Below are 15,920 nucleotides of genomic sequence, written 5' to 3'. Positions count from 1 at the left end.
CGGGATATCCAGGAGACGACAAGAGTTATGAGCAACGGAATGCAGATGCCCTCCGCCCGCTATGTGCTGCCCAGCTTCGTGGAGCACTCGGCTTACGGCGCGAAGGAGTCCAACCCCTACAACAAGCTGTTCGAGGAGCGGATCATCTTCCTCGGGACGCAGGTGGACGATGCCTCGGCGAACGACATCATGGCGCAGCTGCTGGTCCTCGAGGGCCAGGATCCCGATCGGGACATCACCATGTACATCAATTCCCCGGGTGGGTCCTTCACCTCGCTGATGGCGATCTACGACACGATGCAGTACGTCCGGCCCGACGTGCAGACGGTGTGCCTCGGGCAGGCCGCCTCCGCAGCCGCCGTGCTGCTCGCCGCGGGCTCGCCGGGTAAGCGCGCCGCGCTGCCGAACGCCCGGATCCTGATCCACCAGCCCGCGACGGGTGGCGTGCAGGGGCAGGTCTCCGATCTGGAGATCCAGGCCCGGGAGATCGAGCGGATGCGCACCCTGATGGAGACCACCCTCGCCGAACACACCGGTCGCTCCGCGGAGCAGATCCGCATCGACACCGACCGCGACAAGATCCTGACCGCTCCTGAGGCCGTCGAGTACGGTCTGATCGACCAGGTCTTCGACTACCGGAAGCTGTCGAAGCAGCTCTAGGACCGAATATTTCGTACCGGTACCCGGCCGCGCCTCGGACAAGGGGGTGGGGGCCGGGTACTAGAGTGAGGCGGACGGATCGAATGTGCGCGGGTATCCCGCGTACCCCGGCTCAAGAATGCGAGTGACTACCCGAAGGCCATGGCACATATGCAAGAAAGCTCGGACCTGCTCAAGTGTTCTTTCTGCGGGAAAAGCCAGAAACAGGTGAAGAAGCTCATCGCCGGCGGTGGGGTCTACATCTGTGACGAGTGCATCGAACTCTGCAATGAGATCATTGAGGAGGAGATGGGCCAGTCCGCGGAAGCCACCGACGACAACGAGGGGCGGTTGCCCCGCCCCACCGAGATCTCCGCGTTCCTGGACACCTACGTCGTCGGCCAGGACGATGCCAAGCGGATTCTCGCGGTCGCGGTCTACAACCACTACAAACGGATCCGCGCCGAGGAGTCCCGGTCGAACTCGGGTCGGGACGACGAGATCGAGCTGGCGAAGTCGAACATCCTGTTGCTCGGTCCCACCGGTTCCGGCAAGACGTACCTGGCCCAGACTCTGGCGCGACTGCTCGACGTGCCCTTCGCCATCGCTGACGCCACCTCCCTCACCGAGGCCGGCTACGTCGGCGAGGACGTGGAGAACATCCTGCTGAAGCTCATGCAGGCCGCCGACTTCGACGTGCAGCGTGCCCAGCGGGGCATCATCTACATCGACGAGGTGGACAAGATCTCCCGCAAGTCGGAGAACCCCTCGATCACCCGTGACGTCTCGGGGGAGGGGGTGCAGCAGGCGCTGCTGAAGATCCTCGAGGGGACGACGGCGTCCATCCCGCCGCAGGGCGGTCGGAAGCACCCGAACCAGGAGTTCATCCAGCTCGACACCTCCAACATCCTGTTCATCGTCGCCGGCGCCTTCGCGGGTCTCGAACAGGTCATCCAGGACCGGGTCGGGAAGCGCAGCCTCGGGTTCGGTGCGCAGGTCCGCTCCCTCCACGAGGACGAGTCGGTGGACATCTTCCGTGAGGTCCGGCCCGAGGACCTTGTGAAATTCGGCCTGATCCCGGAGTTCATCGGGCGGCTGCCGGTGGTGGCAACGGTGACGAACCTGGACCGGGCCTCGCTGGTCAAGGTCCTCACCGAGCCGAAGAACTCACTGATCCGCCAGTACGAGCGGTTGTTCGAGATGGACGGCGTCCAGCTCACCTTCACCGATGAAGCCCTCGACGCGGTGGCCGAGCTCGCCCTCGAGCGCAAGACCGGGGCCCGCGGTCTTCGGGCGATCATGGAGGAGATCCTCGTCCCCGTGATGTACGAACTCCCGGACCGCGAGGACATCGCCGAATGCGTGATCACGGCCGAGGTCGCCCGCGGCACCGCGACCCCGGAGCTCATCCCGGGTTCCAGTGAGAAAACCGCGTGAACCGGTGACGGAGACATAGAGCGACCAGAGCGACAGACAGGGCCCCACGATCAGTTCCGATCGTGGGGCCCTGTCCCGCGTTGAGTTCCGCCTAGAGCGTGTCGGTCTCGCCGTAGATGCTCGAGGTTCCGGAGTCGTGCTCATCGGAGAACTCCCGGGCGCCGACGGACAGGTAGCTCATCGTCCCGGCACCCGACATGTTCGAGGTGAGGAATGACAGCACCGTGTCGACGGCGAGGCGCTCGAGCCCGGCGGTGTTCACGCCGTCCGCGAGATCGACGTCGTAGAGGTTGAGGTAGGTGTCCCGGTTGGAGGTGCGGAAGGCGCACAGGGAAGAGATGATCGTGTAGATGTCGAGGGCCGATATTCCGGGGCGGAAGGCCCCCGCATCCTGACCGAGCATCAGCAGTCGGTCGAGGGCGAGCAGAACGGCAGACTGGTCGGCGAGTGGTGATGCCGCGGTGATGTCGGCGTGGCCGAAGAGATTCTCCAGCAGGATCAGCCGGGCGGCGGACGGCTCCGCGAACATCCGGCGGCAGATCACCCCGACAACCTTGCGGATGCCGTCGACGGGGACGGTGGACGGCATCTCCATCTCGCTCGCGTCGGGTCGGATGAGGGTGACCGCCCGGAGCAGGGCCTGCACGTAGAGGTTACGTTTGTCCCCGAAGTGGTAGTGAATCATCCGCTTGGACATGCCCGATTCCTGCGCGATCGCCTCCAGCCGGGTGTCCTCGAATCCGTTTCGCGCGAAGCTCTCCATCGCGACGGCGACGACCTGCTCCGCGGTCGTGCCGGGGGTTTCGGTGTCAGCGGGGGGACGGCTCATTCCCGTAGTCCTTTCCAGAAAAGTGGCGTACACCGTGCCACGGCGTACGCGCGCCTGACCTTCCGGGTACGGCCCCGGTCGTCAGTGCGCCGTTAACGTGAATCAACCCCACTCGCGGATGCGGAGACGCGCCGGCGGTAAAAGCGGTGTGCCCGTGCAGGCGTACCGGGCAGTTGGGGTCGCTATGTTTCATCGTGCCTTAAATCCCGTTGGCGGGGTGCGCTGATCTGCCGGAATCCCGAAAAGCGCAGGTAAGATGTTGGGATCGTGGGTGGGTGGGGGTGGCTGGCCGTGGGACCGTCGATCCTGCGGCGACCGGGGTGTGCACCTTCACACGGCCGGCATCGGCTCATCGACGGCGGAACCACAGCTTCAGGGTTACCCTGGATGGTGTGCGACGCCCTCCCGCCGCGTGTGCCCGTGCCACCGTCCTCACCGGCGGCGCGCCCGAGTGGACCTTCAGTGGGCTTTCAGTGGGCTGACGTCACACAGACTTTAACCGCGCCCCGCCGGAAAAATCCGGTGCCCGGGCGACGACGAGAAGAGGATGATTCAACCTATGACCACTCAAGCCAAGAAGATCACCGTCACCGGTGCCGCAGGCCAGATCGCCTACTCGCTGCTGTGGAGGATCGCCAACGGCGACGTCTACGGCAAGGACACCCCGATCGAGCTCAACCTCCTGGAGATCACCCCGGCCCTCGGTGGGGCGGAGGGCGTCGCCATGGAGCTCCTGGACTCCGCGTTCCCGCTGCTCCGCGACATCCGCATCACGGATGACGCGGCCACGGCCTTCGACGGTGCTTCCGCGGCATTCCTCGTCGGCGCCAAGCCGCGCGGAAAGGGCGAGGAGCGCAGTGACCTGCTCACCGCCAACGGCAAGATCTTCGGGCCGCAGGGCAAGGCCATCAACGACCACGCCGCCGATGACATCCGCGTCCTGGTCGTCGGCAACCCCGCCAACACCAACGCCCTGATCGCCAAGGCCGCCGCGCCGGATGTTCCGGCGGACCGGTTCAACGCGATGATGCGCCTGGACCACAACCGTGCGCTGAGCCAGCTGGCCACCAAGCTCGACCGGTCCTCGACCGAGTTCGAGAACCTGGTCATCTGGGGCAACCACTCCGCAACCCAGTTCCCCGACATCACCTACGCCACCGTCGGCGGGGAGAAGGTCAGCGAGCTGGTCGACCGTGACTGGTACGTCGACGAGTTCATCCCGCGGGTGGCCAAGCGCGGCGCCGAGATCATCGAGGTCCGCGGCAAGTCCTCGGCCGCGTCCGCGGCATCGGCCGCCGTCGACCACATGCACGACTGGATCAACGGCACCGACAAGTGGTCCAGTGCCGCGGTTCCCTCCGACGGCTCCTACGGCGTGCCCGAGGGCCTGCTCTTCGGCCTGCCGACGGTCAGCCGCAACGGTGCCTGGGAGATCGTCGACGGACTCGAGATCAACGATTTCCAGCGCGCCCGGATCGACGCGAACATCGAGGAACTCCTCGGCGAGCGCGATGCCGTGTCCGATCTGCTCTGATCCGCCGCTCCGTCCGTTCCATGAACGCCCCGTCCATCCGGTTCTCCCGGGTCGGCGGGGCGTTCGCCCTGCTTCGCTGCGTACCCCGGGTCACCCTCTAAGATGGGCGGTGTGACTTCACAGAATGAGAACCAGGACAACCGCGCCGACAAGCTCCCGAAGAGCTGGGACCCGAAAGCGGTCGAGGCTGAGCTGTACAGGGGTTGGGTGAACGCCGGCTACTTCACCGCCGACGCCGATTCGCCGAAACCGGGATTCTCCATCGTTCTGCCCCCGCCGAACGTCACGGGTCAGCTGCACATGGGCCACGCCCTCGACCACACGCTCATGGACGCCCTGGCCCGCCGCAAGCGGATGCAGGGCTACGAGGTCCTCTGGCTCCCCGGCATGGACCACGCCGGCATCGCGACCCAGACGAAGGTGGAGGCCCACCTCAAGGAGACCGAGGGGAAGGACCGGCACGACTACGGCCGGGACGAGTTCGTCGACAAGGTCTGGGAGTGGAAGTCCCGCTACGGCGGGGTCATCGGTTCCCAGATGCGCGCCATCGGTGACTCCGTCGACTGGTCCAAGGAGCGGTTCACCCTCGACGAGGGGCTGTCCCGCGCGGTCCAGACCATCTTCAAGAACCTCTACGACCGCGGCATGATCTACCGCGCGCACCGCCTCGTCAACTGGTCCCCGGTCCTGCAGACCGCGGTCAGTGACATCGAGGTCGTCTACAAGGACGTCGAGGGCGAGCTGGTCTCGATCCGCTACGGCTCCCTCGACGACTCCGAGCCGCACGTCGTCGTCGCCACCACCCGTGTCGAGACTATCCTCGGCGACGTCGCCGTCGCCGTGCACCCCGACGATGAGCGCTACGCCGGTCTCGTGGGCACGACGCTGCCGCACCCGCTGCTGCCGGACCGCGAACTGGTCATCGTCGCCGACGACTACGTCGACCCCGAGTTCGGCACCGGCGCCGTGAAGATCACCCCGGCCCACGACCCGAACGACTACGCCCTCGGCCTCCGCCACGATCTGCCGATGCCGGACGTCATGGACGACACCGGGCACATCGCCGGCACCGGCACGGAGTTCGACGGGCTCGACCGCGCCGAAGCGCGGGTGAAGATCCGGGAGGCGCTCGCCGAACAGGGCCGCGTCGTCGCGGAGAAGCGCCCCTACGTCCACTCCGTCGGCCACTCGGAGCGCTCCGGTGAGCCCGTGGAGCCGCGACTGTCCGAGCAGTGGTTCGTCAAGGTCGACAAGCTCGCGGAGATGGCCGGCGACGCGGTGCGTGAGCACGACACCACCATCCACCCGGCGAGCCAGGAGCCCCGCTACTTCGCGTGGGTCGACGACATGCACGACTGGTGCATCTCCCGCCAGCTGTGGTGGGGCCACCGCATCCCGATCTGGTACGGCCCCGACGGCGACGTCGTCTGCGTCGGACCCGACGAGACCGCGCCCGAGGGCTACGTCCAGGACCCCGACGTCCTCGACACCTGGTTCTCCTCCGCACTGTGGCCGTTCTCCACGATGGGCTGGCCGGAGAAGACCCCGGAGCTGGAGAAGTTCTATCCGACCTCCGTCCTCGTCACGGGCTACGACATCCTGTTCTTCTGGGTCGCCCGGATGATGATGTTCGCGACCTTCGCCGCCACTCTCGACGACAGCGACCTGGGTACCGCCGACGGCGGCCGGCCCCAGATCCCGTTCACCGATCTCTTCCTCCACGGCCTCGTCCGCGACGAGAGGGGACGGAAGATGAGCAAGTCCCTCGGCAACGGCATCGACCCGATGGACTGGGTCGAGCGCTTCGGCGCCGACGCCCTGCGGTTCACCCTCGCCCGGGGTGCGAACCCGGGTACGGACCTGCCCATCGGCGAGGACTCCGCGCAGTCCTCCAGGAACTTCGCCACCAAACTGTTCAACGCCACCCGTTTCGCGCTGATGAACGGCGCCCGCGTCGGTGAGCTGCCCGCACGCGCCGAACTCACCGACGCCGACCGCTGGATCCTCGACCGCCTCGAGCAGGTCCGCGCCGACGTGGACCGCCAGCTGGACGACTACCAGTTCGCCAAGGCCAACGAGGCCCTGTACCAGTTCGCGTGGGGTGAACTGTGTGACTGGTACCTCGAGATCGCCAAGGTCCAGATCCCGCGGGACTTCGAAGCGGCCTCCGGGGAGGAGGTCACCCGAGGCCGGAACACCCAGCTCGTCCTCGGCACCGTCCTCGACGTCGTCCTGCGCCTGCTGCATCCGGCGATCCCGTTCGTCACGGAGACCCTCTGGAAGGCCCTCACCGACGGCGAGTCCCTCGTCATCGCGGACTGGCCGACCGCGACGGACACCACCGACGGGGCGGCCGTCGACGAGACCGCCGCGCGCCGGATCGCGGACGCCGAGAAGCTCATCACCGAGATCCGCCGCTTCCGCTCGGACCAGGGACTAAAGCCCTCGCAGAAGGTCCCGGCCCGCATCGACTTCGCGGCCGCCGACCTCGACGCCCTGGCGCCCGCCGTGCGCTCACTCGTGCGCGTCGAGGAGCCCGACGCCGGGTTCACACCGTCCGCGTCCCTCGAGGTACGCCTGTCACAGGCCACCATCACCGTCGAACTCGACACCTCCGGGACCGTGGACGTCGCCGCCGAGCGCAAGCGCCTCGACAAGGATCTGGCCATCGCGCAGAAGGAACTCGAGACCACCGGCAAGAAACTCGGCAACGACAACTTCCTGGCGAAGGCACCCGAGGCCGTCGTGGACAAGATCCGCGAACGGCAGCGCGTCGCCGCCGAGGAAGTCGAGCGCATCACCCTCCGGCTGAAGGAGCTCGGGTAGACATGTCCGACACCATCGACCCCACCGGCTCCGGCTTCGAGGGCACCCGGCCCCGCGACACCCCGGCCGACGCCGCAGCCGCGGCGCAGGCCGGTGAGCTCGGCGTCGACGAGGCTGGCCTCGTCCTGCCCATCGACGTCCACGCCCCGACGAATCCCCCGGCGGATGACGCGATCACCCCGGAGGACCTCGCCGACCTCGCGGCCGTCGAGGCCGAACTCGACCTGCGCTGGCCCGAGACGAAGATCGATCCCACACTCGACCGGATGACCCGGCTGATGGATCTGCTCGGCAACCCCGAGCGCAGCTTCACCGCGATCCAGGTCGCCGGAACGAACGGAAAGACCTCCGTCGTCCGGATGATCGAATCCCTGCTGCGTGCCTTCCACCGCAGGACCGGGCGCACCACCAGTCCGCACCTGCAGCTCGTCACCGAACGCATCGCCGTCGACGGCGCCCCCATCCACCCCCGGACCTACTGCGCGCTGTGGCGCGAGATCAAACCCTACGTCGAGATCGTCGATGCCGCCTCGAAGAAGGAGGGCGGGCCGCAGATGAGCAAGTTCGAGGTGCTCACCGCCATGGCCTACGCCGCCTTCGCCGACGCCCCCGTCGATGTCGCCGTCGTGGAGACCGGCATGGGCGGGACCTGGGACGCCACGAACGTCATCGAGTCCGACGTCGCGGTGATCACCCCGATCGGCCTCGACCACACCGACTACCTGGGGGAGACGCTGACGGAGATCGCCGGAGAGAAGTCCGGCATCATCAAACCCCGCACGGTCGACGAGGACGACGTGCTCTCCCCGCGGGAGAACATAGCCATCGTCGCCGAACAACACCCCGAGGCACTGAAGGTCGTCCTCGGGCGGGCCGTTGAGACCGACGCCGCCGTCGCCCGCGAGGGCCTCGAGTTCGGCGTCGTCGAATCCACCGTCGCCGTGGGCGGCCAGCAGCTCACCCTGCGCGGCCTCGGCGGCGACTACGAGGACATCTTCCTGCCGCTGTCCGGCGCCCACCAGGCGCGCAACGCCGCCTGTGCGCTCGCCGCGGTGGAGGCCTTCTTCGGTGCCGGTGCCGGGCGTCAACTCGACAAGGACACCGTCCGGGAGGGGTTCGGAACCGTCGCCTCGCCCGGACGGCTCGAACGGGTCCGCTCGACGCCGACGGTGTTCGTCGACGCGACCCACAATCCGCACGGCGCGAAGGCCCTCGGGCAGGCACTCGACCGGGACTTCGACTTCCGCCGCCTCATCGCCGTCATCGGGTGCTTCGGGGACAAGGACGCCCGCGGTATCCTCACCGAACTCGAACCCCACGTCAGCGAGGTCGTCTGCACGCAGTCCACGTCGCCCCGCGCACTCGACTGTCACGAGCTGGCCGAATACGCCCGGGAGATCTTCGGCGACGAACGGGTCCACGTCGACGAGAACCTGCCCGCCGCGGTGGAGACCGCGGTGGCGCTCGCCGAGGAGACCGACGCCCCCGGTGAGGCGGTCTCCGGTTCCGGCGTCCTGATCACGGGCTCCGTCGTCACCGCAGGCGAGGCCCGCACGCTGTTCGGAAAGGAACCGTCATGACGGACAAGAGGAAGAAGGGCGGGGAGGAGATCGAATACGGTCCCCTCGGCCCGGGGCACGCTCCCGCGAAGGACCCGATGAAGGGCCTGCGGGGCGTCATGGCGGGCACGCTGGTCATGGAGTCGATCTCCCTGCTCCTCGTCCTGACCGTCATCGCGCGGGTGGACAACGGTTCCCACTGGACCACGTTCAACTGGGTGTACGTCACGGTCGTCGGTGTGGCCATGTTCCTCGTGGCCTTCATGCAGAAGCGCTCTTGGGCCATGCCCGTCAACTGGGTGCTGCAGATGGCCGCGGTCGCGGGTTTCTTCGTGCACTACTCCATGGGTGTCATGGCGCTCATCTTCGTCGCCGTCTGGCTCTACATCATGCATCTGCGCAAGGTCCTCCTCGAAAGGATGCGTCGCGGCCTCCTGGTCACCCAGCACACGTAGTCGGGGCATAGACTGGATTCATGAGCCTTTCCATCCGGCGCCTGATCGGCGTCCTTTATTTCGTGTTCGGTATCGGTTGCCTGTGGGGCGGCTATCTCATGCTGGACGGTCACCGGGGGATTGGCGTCGCCATGTTCCTCGCCTGCGGCGTCGCCATGGGAGCCCTCGAGGGGTGGCGCAGGAAGCGGGAATCGACCGCCGCCGTCGCCGCCGTCGGTGTTCCCCTGGATCCCGCGCTCCGCGAGGAAGCCATCCGGCTGAAGGGCGAGGGGCGGAGGAACCCGGCGATCGCCGTCTTCCGGAACTCTCCGCCGTGGCCGAACCTGAAGACCGCGGAGACCATCGTCGACTCCCTCCCCGCGGCCCCCGGTAAGGGTGCCGCGGGAGAGGAGACCGATCAGGTAGGAATGATCACCACCGATTACCGGGAGATCACCCGGATCCGCGACGGGGGCGACATCCCACAGGCCGCGAAGGCACTGAGGGAGAAGGTCCCGCAGCTGACCATCGCGGACGCCGCCCGGGTGGTCAAGGACCTCTGACACCCCTGCGGTGCGTCTTTTTCCGTTTCGGTTCGGTAGGATTCGCGGCATGACTGAACGTACACTCATCCTGATCAAGCCGGACGGCGTCGAGCGTGGCCTCGTCGGCGACATCATCAACCGCATCGAGCGCAAGGGCCTCAAGCTCGTCGCGATGGATCTTCGCGTCACCGACCGCGAGACCGCCGAGAAGCACTACGCCGAGCACACCGACAAGCCCTTCTTCGGAGAGCTCGTCGACTTCATCACCTCCGCTCCGCTGGTCGCCGGTGTCGTCGAGGGACCCCGCGCGATCGAGGCCTGGCGCCAGCTCGCAGGCGGGACCGACCCGGTGGCCAAGGCCACCCCGGGCACCATCCGTGGTGACTTCGCCCTGGATGTCGCGACCAACGTCGTCCACGGCTCCGATTCCCCCGAGTCCGCAGAGCGCGAGATCGGCATCTGGTTCCCGAACCTCTGATCCGAACGCTCCCGTAGAACCTCCGCCCCGTTCCCCCGTCACCACGGTGGGTGCGGGGCGTTCGTTTCGTCATCCGATCCGGCCACCGGAATTCGGGGGTGAACGAAGGGCAGCTTAAGAAACTGACCCGCTGGTCGTGCCCCACTCCGTACGTGGAGCGCTCTGAATGAGGGGACGGGTGCCGGATGTGTGCGACAATGGACCCGGCTCCGCGTTGCTTCGTTCGCGCCCTGACGGGTATCGCTGGAACGCAGCGGATGCCGCGAGAGACACACTTTTAGATGAGCACACGACAATTAAAGACTTTTTCACCCCGCGCGGCGGCGGCAGGAACACCAGACGAGACGAACATGAACACATGTGTCCTGCCAGCGCCCGGGGAAGTCGATACCAGAGGAGACCCCGTGGCCGAGACCACCGGTACAGAACCGAAGAAAACCCGCCGGACCGCGAAGCGGACGACGAAGAAGGCAGCTCCCGCGAAGGCTGAGGCACAGTCCGCGGACACCGGAACCACCGATTCCGGTGACACTTCCGTGAAGGAGACCGCGGCCCCCGCCAAGCGTGTCCGCAAGAGCACCCGGAAGGCAACCACCCCGGCCGCGGACTCCACAGGTACCGCAGGCGAAACCGACACCGGAAAAGCCCCGGCGAAGAAGCGCTCCATCCGGAAATCGGCCACGAAGAAGGCGGCCCCCCGGAAAGAGTCCGCCGCGAAGAAGGCGACGACAGACGAGAACACGGCCGCAGAGAACGGCGCGACCGCGAAGGAGACAGGCGACAGCCGGAAGAGCACCGGTTCCCCGGCATCCGCGAAAAAGCGGGGGAAAGCCGCTGCCGCAGCACCGGACGCAGCTGAAGAATCCGCCGGAAAGCCGAAGAAGGCAGCGCGGCGGCGCGTCACCCGCAAGCCCGGGACAGCGCCCGCCCCAGCGGAGATCGCGGCTGCAGCCGACGTGCCCGCCGACGCGACCGCGCGACTCGCCGCCGAGTTCGACCGGTCCAAACTGGGGCCGAAGACCCGCGTCCACATCTTGGCGAAGCTCCTCGCCACGACGTCGAAGGACCTCATCCTCACCCTCGACAAGATGGGTCTGGTGAAGGTCGCGCAGTCCTCGCTGAGCGCAGAGGAAGCGAACCGTCTGCTCGATGTTCTGGCGGTCCCCGCCGAAGACGCCCCCGAACCCCCCAGCGGGGAACCCGTCGAGAAGATCCGGGCACGGGTGGAGAAGAACGTCGCCAACGAGATCCACCAGATCGAGGAGAAGGTCGAGCGCGAACTCGCCGACAGCGAGCCCGACACCGAGGACGACGGAGAGGCACCCGCAGCCACGGCCGCACGCATCGACATCGAGGAAGCGGTCCGCGAGGAGAAGGGGGCCGAGCTGCTCCGGGACGTCGTCTCCGATGTCACCCCGGCCCCGGAGACCCCGGCGTTCATCGCACCCGTGTTCCTGCCGCCCACACCCGCGGAGACCAGTGGGTACGCGGAAGACCAGGACGACGACTCCGGCGACGACGACTCCGAGGGAGGCGGCAAGCGCAAGCGCCGTGGCCGCCGCGGAAAGGGCCGCGGCCGAGGCGGCGACGAGGCCGACAACGACAACGGCAACGACCGTAACAAGGCATCGAAGAAATCCGGCGACGGCGACGACACCGACGACACGACGGATCTCCCCGATGAACCCGTCGCGCTGAAGGGATCCACGCGCCTCGAGGCGCAACGACGCCGGCGGACCGAACTACGCGAGGAGGGCCGCAAGAAGCGGCACGTCGTCTCCGAGGCGGAGTTCCTCGCCCGCCGCGAGTCCGTCGAGCGCACCATGGTCGTGCGGGAGAAGGCCCGCACGGACCACCCCGGATCCGTCACCCAGGTCGGTGTCCTCGAGGATGATCTGCTCGTCGAGCACTTCGTCACGTCCGAGACCCAGTCGTCCATGGTCGGCAACATCTACCTCGGGCGCGTCCAGAACGTCCTGCCCTCCATGGAGGCCGCCTTCATCGACATCGGCAAGGGTCGCAACGGCGTGCTCTACGCCGGTGAGGTCGACTGGAAGTCCGCCGGTCTCGGCGGCCGCTCCCGCCGCATCGAGCATGCGCTGCACTCCGGCGACCAGGTACTCGTCCAGATCACCAAGGACCCGGTCGGGCACAAGGGTGCCCGCCTGACCACCCAGATCTCCCTCGCCGGACGCTTCCTCGTCTACGTACCCGGTGGCCGCAGCGCGGGTATCTCCCGGAAACTCCCGGAGACCGAACGCAAACGTCTCAAGGCGATCCTGAAGGAGGTCGTTCCCTCCAGCGGTGGGGCGATCATCCGCACCGCCGCCGAGGGTGTCCACGAGAAGGAGATCGCGGCGGACGTCAACCGGTTGCACTCCCTCTGGGAGGACATCCAGGAGAAGATCAAGCAGGAGAAGAAGTCCAAGGGCTCGAAGCCGGTCACCCTCTACGAGGAGCCGGACATGCTGGTCAAGGTCGTCCGCGACCTGTTCAACGAGGACTTCGACGCGCTCGTCGTCGAGGGCAACAAGTCCTGGAACACAGTCAACGCCTACATCCGCTCCGTCGCGCCCGATCTCGAGGAGCGCATGAAGCGCTACGACGCGAACGCCAACGGTGGCGTCGACGTGTTCGAGCACTACCGCATCGACGAGCAGCTGCAGAAGGCACTGAGCCGCAAGGTGTGGCTGCCGTCCGGCGGCTCCCTGGTCATCGACCGCACCGAGGCCATGACCGTCATCGACGTCAACACCGGGAAGTTCACCGGGTCGGGCGGAAACCTCGAGGAGACCGTCACCAAGAACAACCTGGAGGCGGCCGAGGAGATCGTCCGCCAGATGCGCCTGCGCGACATCGGCGGGATGATCGTCGTCGACTTCATCGACATGGTCCTCCCGGAAAACCAGGATCTCGTGCTGCGCCGCCTCACCGAGGCGCTCGGCCGTGACCGCACCCGCCACCAGGTCAGCGAGGTCACGTCGCTGGGCCTGGTCCAGATGACCCGCAAGAAGCTCGGCACCGGACTCCTGGAGACCTTCTCCACCGAGTGCGAGACCTGTGACGGCCGTGGTCTCGTGATCCACGCCGATCCCGTCGAGCACGAGGATGAGCCGCAGCGTTCCCGCCGTGGCCGCAAGGGCGCGGGTTCCGAGGAACAGCCGGTACGTCGCCCGGCCGAGCACCCCGCAGCCGTGGCCCTGCACAAGGATCACAGCGAAGCAGAGCACGACGATGACCGGGACGCCACGTCTCCGTCGATCGAGGAACTCGCTGATGCCGTGGTCGCGACCGACGACGAGGAGAAGGACAACGGGACGCAGCACACCCGCTCCGGTTCCTCCCGCCGCGGTCGCCGTGGCACCCGACGCTCCGGTACCGGCACCGGCGGGGACAGCGGCGAAGAGTCCGGCGATGAGGTCGTCGCTGACACGCACAGCGCCACCGACGGCGATTCCCGGGAAGACCAGGATCGAACCGACGCCCACGAGGACCGGGAGAACCGACCGCGCCGTGGTCGCCGCACCCGCCGGCGTACCACCCGCACACCGCACGAAGAGGACGAGCGCTCCGATTCCCGGGAGGAATCCCGCCGGGAACCCGCGCAGCGGTCCGACCGGGACGATGATCACGCGGAGGAGACCAACAGCGTCGAGTCCATCGCTGCGGCGGCGGTCGCACTGGCCGGTGCGGAGGACCCCGACGAGCCGTCGGGCTCCGACTACCTGCCCGCGGACAGCTACCGCGAAGCGCTGGACGCGTTCGAGGCGTCGCCGCGCCGCAAGCGTCGGACCCGCGGAAACTCCGTGTCCGATTTCCCGCCGAAGCGCTCCGACTACGTCTCGGGCCCGCTGGCCGATGAGGACATCGAGGAGGTGCACCGCGACGGTGACCCCACCGAGAAGCCTGCCCGTCGCAACGCGGACCAGGAGCAGGACTCCGACGGGACCCGGCAGGAGCGCTCCGCGTCCGCGGCGCGCCGGGAACGCCGCCGCATCGCGAAGAACGTGCGGCCGATCCCGGACGACACCGACACCGGTGGCCCCACGGCCGACGAAGGCCAGGATGAGCAGACGCCTGCCGAGGGCAACACCGCCACGCCCGTGGCGCAGGACCCGGACACCGCATCCACGGATGAGGGCACGACGGGGCGCCGTGGTCGCCGCAGGGTGACGAAGCGCCTGACGAAGAAGCAGATGGCGGAAGCCGAAGCTGAATCCGGGACCCGCGACACGGAGGCGGACGCAGCCGCAGAGACTCCGACGGCGGACGCTCCGGCGGCACAGGCACCCGCGGAATCGACCGGTGGCGGCGTCCAGGTGAAGAAGCTGCGTCGGGGCCGACGCCGTATCGTCCGCCGGATCGCCGCCCCCGCCGCCGAGGCACGGGATCCGGAGGGGGACACCCCCACCGGTGAATCCGTCGACAGTGCCGCGTCGCAGACACCCACCGAGGACAGCTCCACAGCTGAAAGCCCGAAGCGGGGACAGCGCGGTCGTCGGCGTGTCATCCGGAAAGCCCCGGGAAAGCGGTAGTGGGTTTGTCTTTTGACTGTCCGGGGCGGTAGTCTTTGACAGTCGCTGTTCCAGACCGTGTCGGCGTGCACTATCCGCCGTGCGCACGGCCGCCTCACCGCGGGCCGTGAGGTCTGGTACGCAAGTGTTCAACACAGTCCATTGAAGGTGCTGCCGCCCACCGGCGGCGCACTCATCCGAGTTTTAGAAAAAGGGGTAGCCCTCCTATGTATGCGATCGTCAAGACCGGCGGCAAGCAGTACAAGGTTGCCGAAGGTGACCTCGTCAAGGTCGAGAAGATCGAGGGTGAGCCGGGTTCGTCCGTGGCTCTCACCCCGGTTCTGCTCGTCGACGGCGCCGAAGTAACCACCGCCGCTGACCAGCTCGCCAAGGTGAGCGTCAACGCAGAGATCGTCGAGCACGCCAAGGGCCCGAAGATCCGCATTCTCAAGTACAAGAACAAGACCGGATACAAGAAGCGTCAGGGCCATCGTCAGCCGCTGACCGTCATCAAGGTCACCGGCATCAAGTAAGCCTGCCGGCTTTCATCGATCTTTTCCTTTGAAGGAGGGAGACAGACAATGGCACATAAGAAGGGTGCTTCCAGCTCCAGCAACGGTCGCGATTCCGAGTCAAAGCGTCTCGGCGTCAAGCGTTTCGGTGGTCAGCGGGTCAAGGCCGGCGAGATCCTGATCCGTCAGCGCGGTACCTCGTTCCACCCCGGTGAGAACGTCGGACGCGGCGGCGACGACACGCTGTTCGCTCTGAAGGCGGGCTCCGTGCAGTTCTCCACCAAGCGCAACCGTCGCCTGATCAACATCGTCGAGGAAGTTCCGGCAGCGGTCTAGTACCCCGATCGGCTTCCCGACGAAGCGTTTCAACGGCACCCGCTCCCCGGCAAGGGGGTGGGTGCCGTTCTCGCGTTCCATGACATTCGTCGCTAGCGAGCGGCGGTCGTCGATGGGCTTCCGACACCTTCGCCTTCAAGGTGGCTGACCGATATCGCCTTCCCGCGATGTAGGGTATTCCGATGGGCGTGGTGGGGAACTTCCCAACGGTTGGGAAGTTGAGGTGATACTTCCCACGATGTGGGGTTTTTCTGGGAGCGTGGTGGGGAACTTCCCA

Annotated in this window: 12 protein-coding genes; 11 read left to right on the top strand and 1 reads right to left on the bottom strand. The window is 67.1% G+C overall.

Annotation, left to right across the window (positions count from 1 at the left end; genetic code table 11):
- Nucleotides 1-27 precede the first annotated feature (27 nt).
- On the top strand, nucleotides 28-660 hold the full coding sequence (locus JDV75_RS02825; RefSeq protein WP_198737751.1) for an ATP-dependent Clp protease proteolytic subunit: 633 nt from the start codon (nucleotides 28-30) through the stop codon (nucleotides 658-660).
- 141 nt (nucleotides 661-801) lie between these two features.
- Entirely contained in the window at nucleotides 802-2,076 is a 1,275-nt protein-coding gene (clpX, locus tag JDV75_RS02820) for an ATP-dependent Clp protease ATP-binding subunit ClpX (protein ID WP_198737750.1), read from the top strand.
- A gap of 91 nt (nucleotides 2,077-2,167) precedes the next feature.
- On the opposite strand, the gene JDV75_RS02815 is transcribed toward clpX, so the two are convergent.
- Complete coding sequence (locus tag JDV75_RS02815; protein ID WP_198737749.1) at nucleotides 2,168-2,905, bottom strand: TetR/AcrR family transcriptional regulator; 738 nt, start codon at nucleotides 2,903-2,905, stop codon at nucleotides 2,168-2,170.
- A gap of 559 nt (nucleotides 2,906-3,464) precedes the next feature.
- Between JDV75_RS02815 and JDV75_RS02810 the strand changes: the two genes are divergently transcribed.
- From JDV75_RS02810 to rpmA, 9 genes are all read left to right on the top strand, one after another.
- Nucleotides 3,465-4,439, top strand: coding sequence for a malate dehydrogenase (locus JDV75_RS02810; RefSeq protein ID WP_198737748.1), 975 nt, complete (start codon nucleotides 3,465-3,467; stop codon nucleotides 4,437-4,439).
- A 102-nt stretch (nucleotides 4,440-4,541) separates the two neighbouring features.
- Nucleotides 4,542-7,265, top strand: a complete 2,724-nt coding sequence (locus JDV75_RS02805; RefSeq protein WP_198737747.1) for a valine--tRNA ligase — start codon at nucleotides 4,542-4,544, stop codon at nucleotides 7,263-7,265.
- A gap of 2 nt (nucleotides 7,266-7,267) precedes the next feature.
- Nucleotides 7,268-8,845 (top strand): bifunctional tetrahydrofolate synthase/dihydrofolate synthase, encoded by a 1,578-nt coding sequence (gene folC / locus JDV75_RS02800; protein WP_198737746.1) that lies wholly within the window; start codon nucleotides 7,268-7,270, stop codon nucleotides 8,843-8,845.
- A complete protein-coding gene (locus tag JDV75_RS02795; RefSeq protein ID WP_198737745.1) occupies nucleotides 8,842-9,279 on the top strand; it encodes a DUF4233 domain-containing protein in 438 nt (145 codons plus the stop codon). The genes folC and JDV75_RS02795 overlap by 4 nt, the downstream gene beginning before the upstream one ends.
- A gap of 20 nt (nucleotides 9,280-9,299) precedes the next feature.
- Complete coding sequence (locus JDV75_RS02790) at nucleotides 9,300-9,821, top strand: hypothetical protein (RefSeq protein WP_198737744.1); 522 nt, start codon at nucleotides 9,300-9,302, stop codon at nucleotides 9,819-9,821.
- 49 nt (nucleotides 9,822-9,870) lie between these two features.
- Nucleotides 9,871-10,281 carry a nucleoside-diphosphate kinase gene (gene ndk, locus JDV75_RS02785; RefSeq protein WP_198737743.1) on the top strand — a complete coding sequence of 137 codons (411 nt, stop codon included), beginning with the start codon at nucleotides 9,871-9,873 and terminating at the stop codon, nucleotides 10,279-10,281.
- A gap of 938 nt (nucleotides 10,282-11,219) precedes the next feature.
- On the top strand, nucleotides 11,220-14,816 hold the full coding sequence (locus JDV75_RS02780) for a translation initiation factor IF-2 N-terminal domain-containing protein (protein WP_418884371.1): 3,597 nt from the start codon (nucleotides 11,220-11,222) through the stop codon (nucleotides 14,814-14,816).
- A gap of 206 nt (nucleotides 14,817-15,022) precedes the next feature.
- Nucleotides 15,023-15,328, top strand: coding sequence for a 50S ribosomal protein L21 (rplU, locus tag JDV75_RS02775; protein ID WP_198737741.1), 306 nt, complete (start codon nucleotides 15,023-15,025; stop codon nucleotides 15,326-15,328).
- 48 nt (nucleotides 15,329-15,376) lie between these two features.
- Nucleotides 15,377-15,643 (top strand): 50S ribosomal protein L27, encoded by a 267-nt coding sequence (gene rpmA / locus JDV75_RS02770; protein ID WP_198737740.1) that lies wholly within the window; start codon nucleotides 15,377-15,379, stop codon nucleotides 15,641-15,643.
- Nucleotides 15,644-15,920 lie beyond the last annotated feature (277 nt).

Source organism: Corynebacterium meridianum (genome assembly GCF_016342265.1).
In the GTDB taxonomy this organism is placed as follows: Bacteria; Actinomycetota; Actinomycetes; order Mycobacteriales; family Mycobacteriaceae; genus Corynebacterium; species Corynebacterium meridianum.
This window is presented reverse-complemented; position numbering and strand designations above follow the sequence as displayed.

What these genes read in the sequence shown, in the direction of transcription:
- clpX (WP_198737750.1), top strand. Translation starts at nt 802, where the DNA reads ATGGCACATATGCAAGAAAGCTCGGACCTGCTCAAGTGTTCTTTCTGC.
- JDV75_RS02795 (WP_198737745.1), top strand. Translation starts at nt 8,842, where the DNA reads ATGACGGACAAGAGGAAGAAGGGCGGGGAGGAGATCGAATACGGTCCC.
- rpmA (WP_198737740.1), top strand. Translation starts at nt 15,377, where the DNA reads ATGGCACATAAGAAGGGTGCTTCCAGCTCCAGCAACGGTCGCGATTCC.
- ndk (WP_198737743.1), top strand. Translation starts at nt 9,871, where the DNA reads ATGACTGAACGTACACTCATCCTGATCAAGCCGGACGGCGTCGAGCGT.
- JDV75_RS02825 (WP_198737751.1), top strand. Translation starts at nt 28, where the DNA reads ATGAGCAACGGAATGCAGATGCCCTCCGCCCGCTATGTGCTGCCCAGC.
- JDV75_RS02815 (WP_198737749.1), bottom strand. Translation starts at nt 2,905, where the DNA reads ATGAGCCGTCCCCCCGCTGACACCGAAACCCCCGGCACGACCGCGGAG.
- folC (WP_198737746.1), top strand. Translation starts at nt 7,268, where the DNA reads ATGTCCGACACCATCGACCCCACCGGCTCCGGCTTCGAGGGCACCCGG.
- JDV75_RS02805 (WP_198737747.1), top strand. Translation starts at nt 4,542, where the DNA reads ATGGGCGGTGTGACTTCACAGAATGAGAACCAGGACAACCGCGCCGAC.
- rplU (WP_198737741.1), top strand. Translation starts at nt 15,023, where the DNA reads ATGTATGCGATCGTCAAGACCGGCGGCAAGCAGTACAAGGTTGCCGAA.
- JDV75_RS02790 (WP_198737744.1), top strand. Translation starts at nt 9,300, where the DNA reads ATGAGCCTTTCCATCCGGCGCCTGATCGGCGTCCTTTATTTCGTGTTC.
- JDV75_RS02810 (WP_198737748.1), top strand. Translation starts at nt 3,465, where the DNA reads ATGACCACTCAAGCCAAGAAGATCACCGTCACCGGTGCCGCAGGCCAG.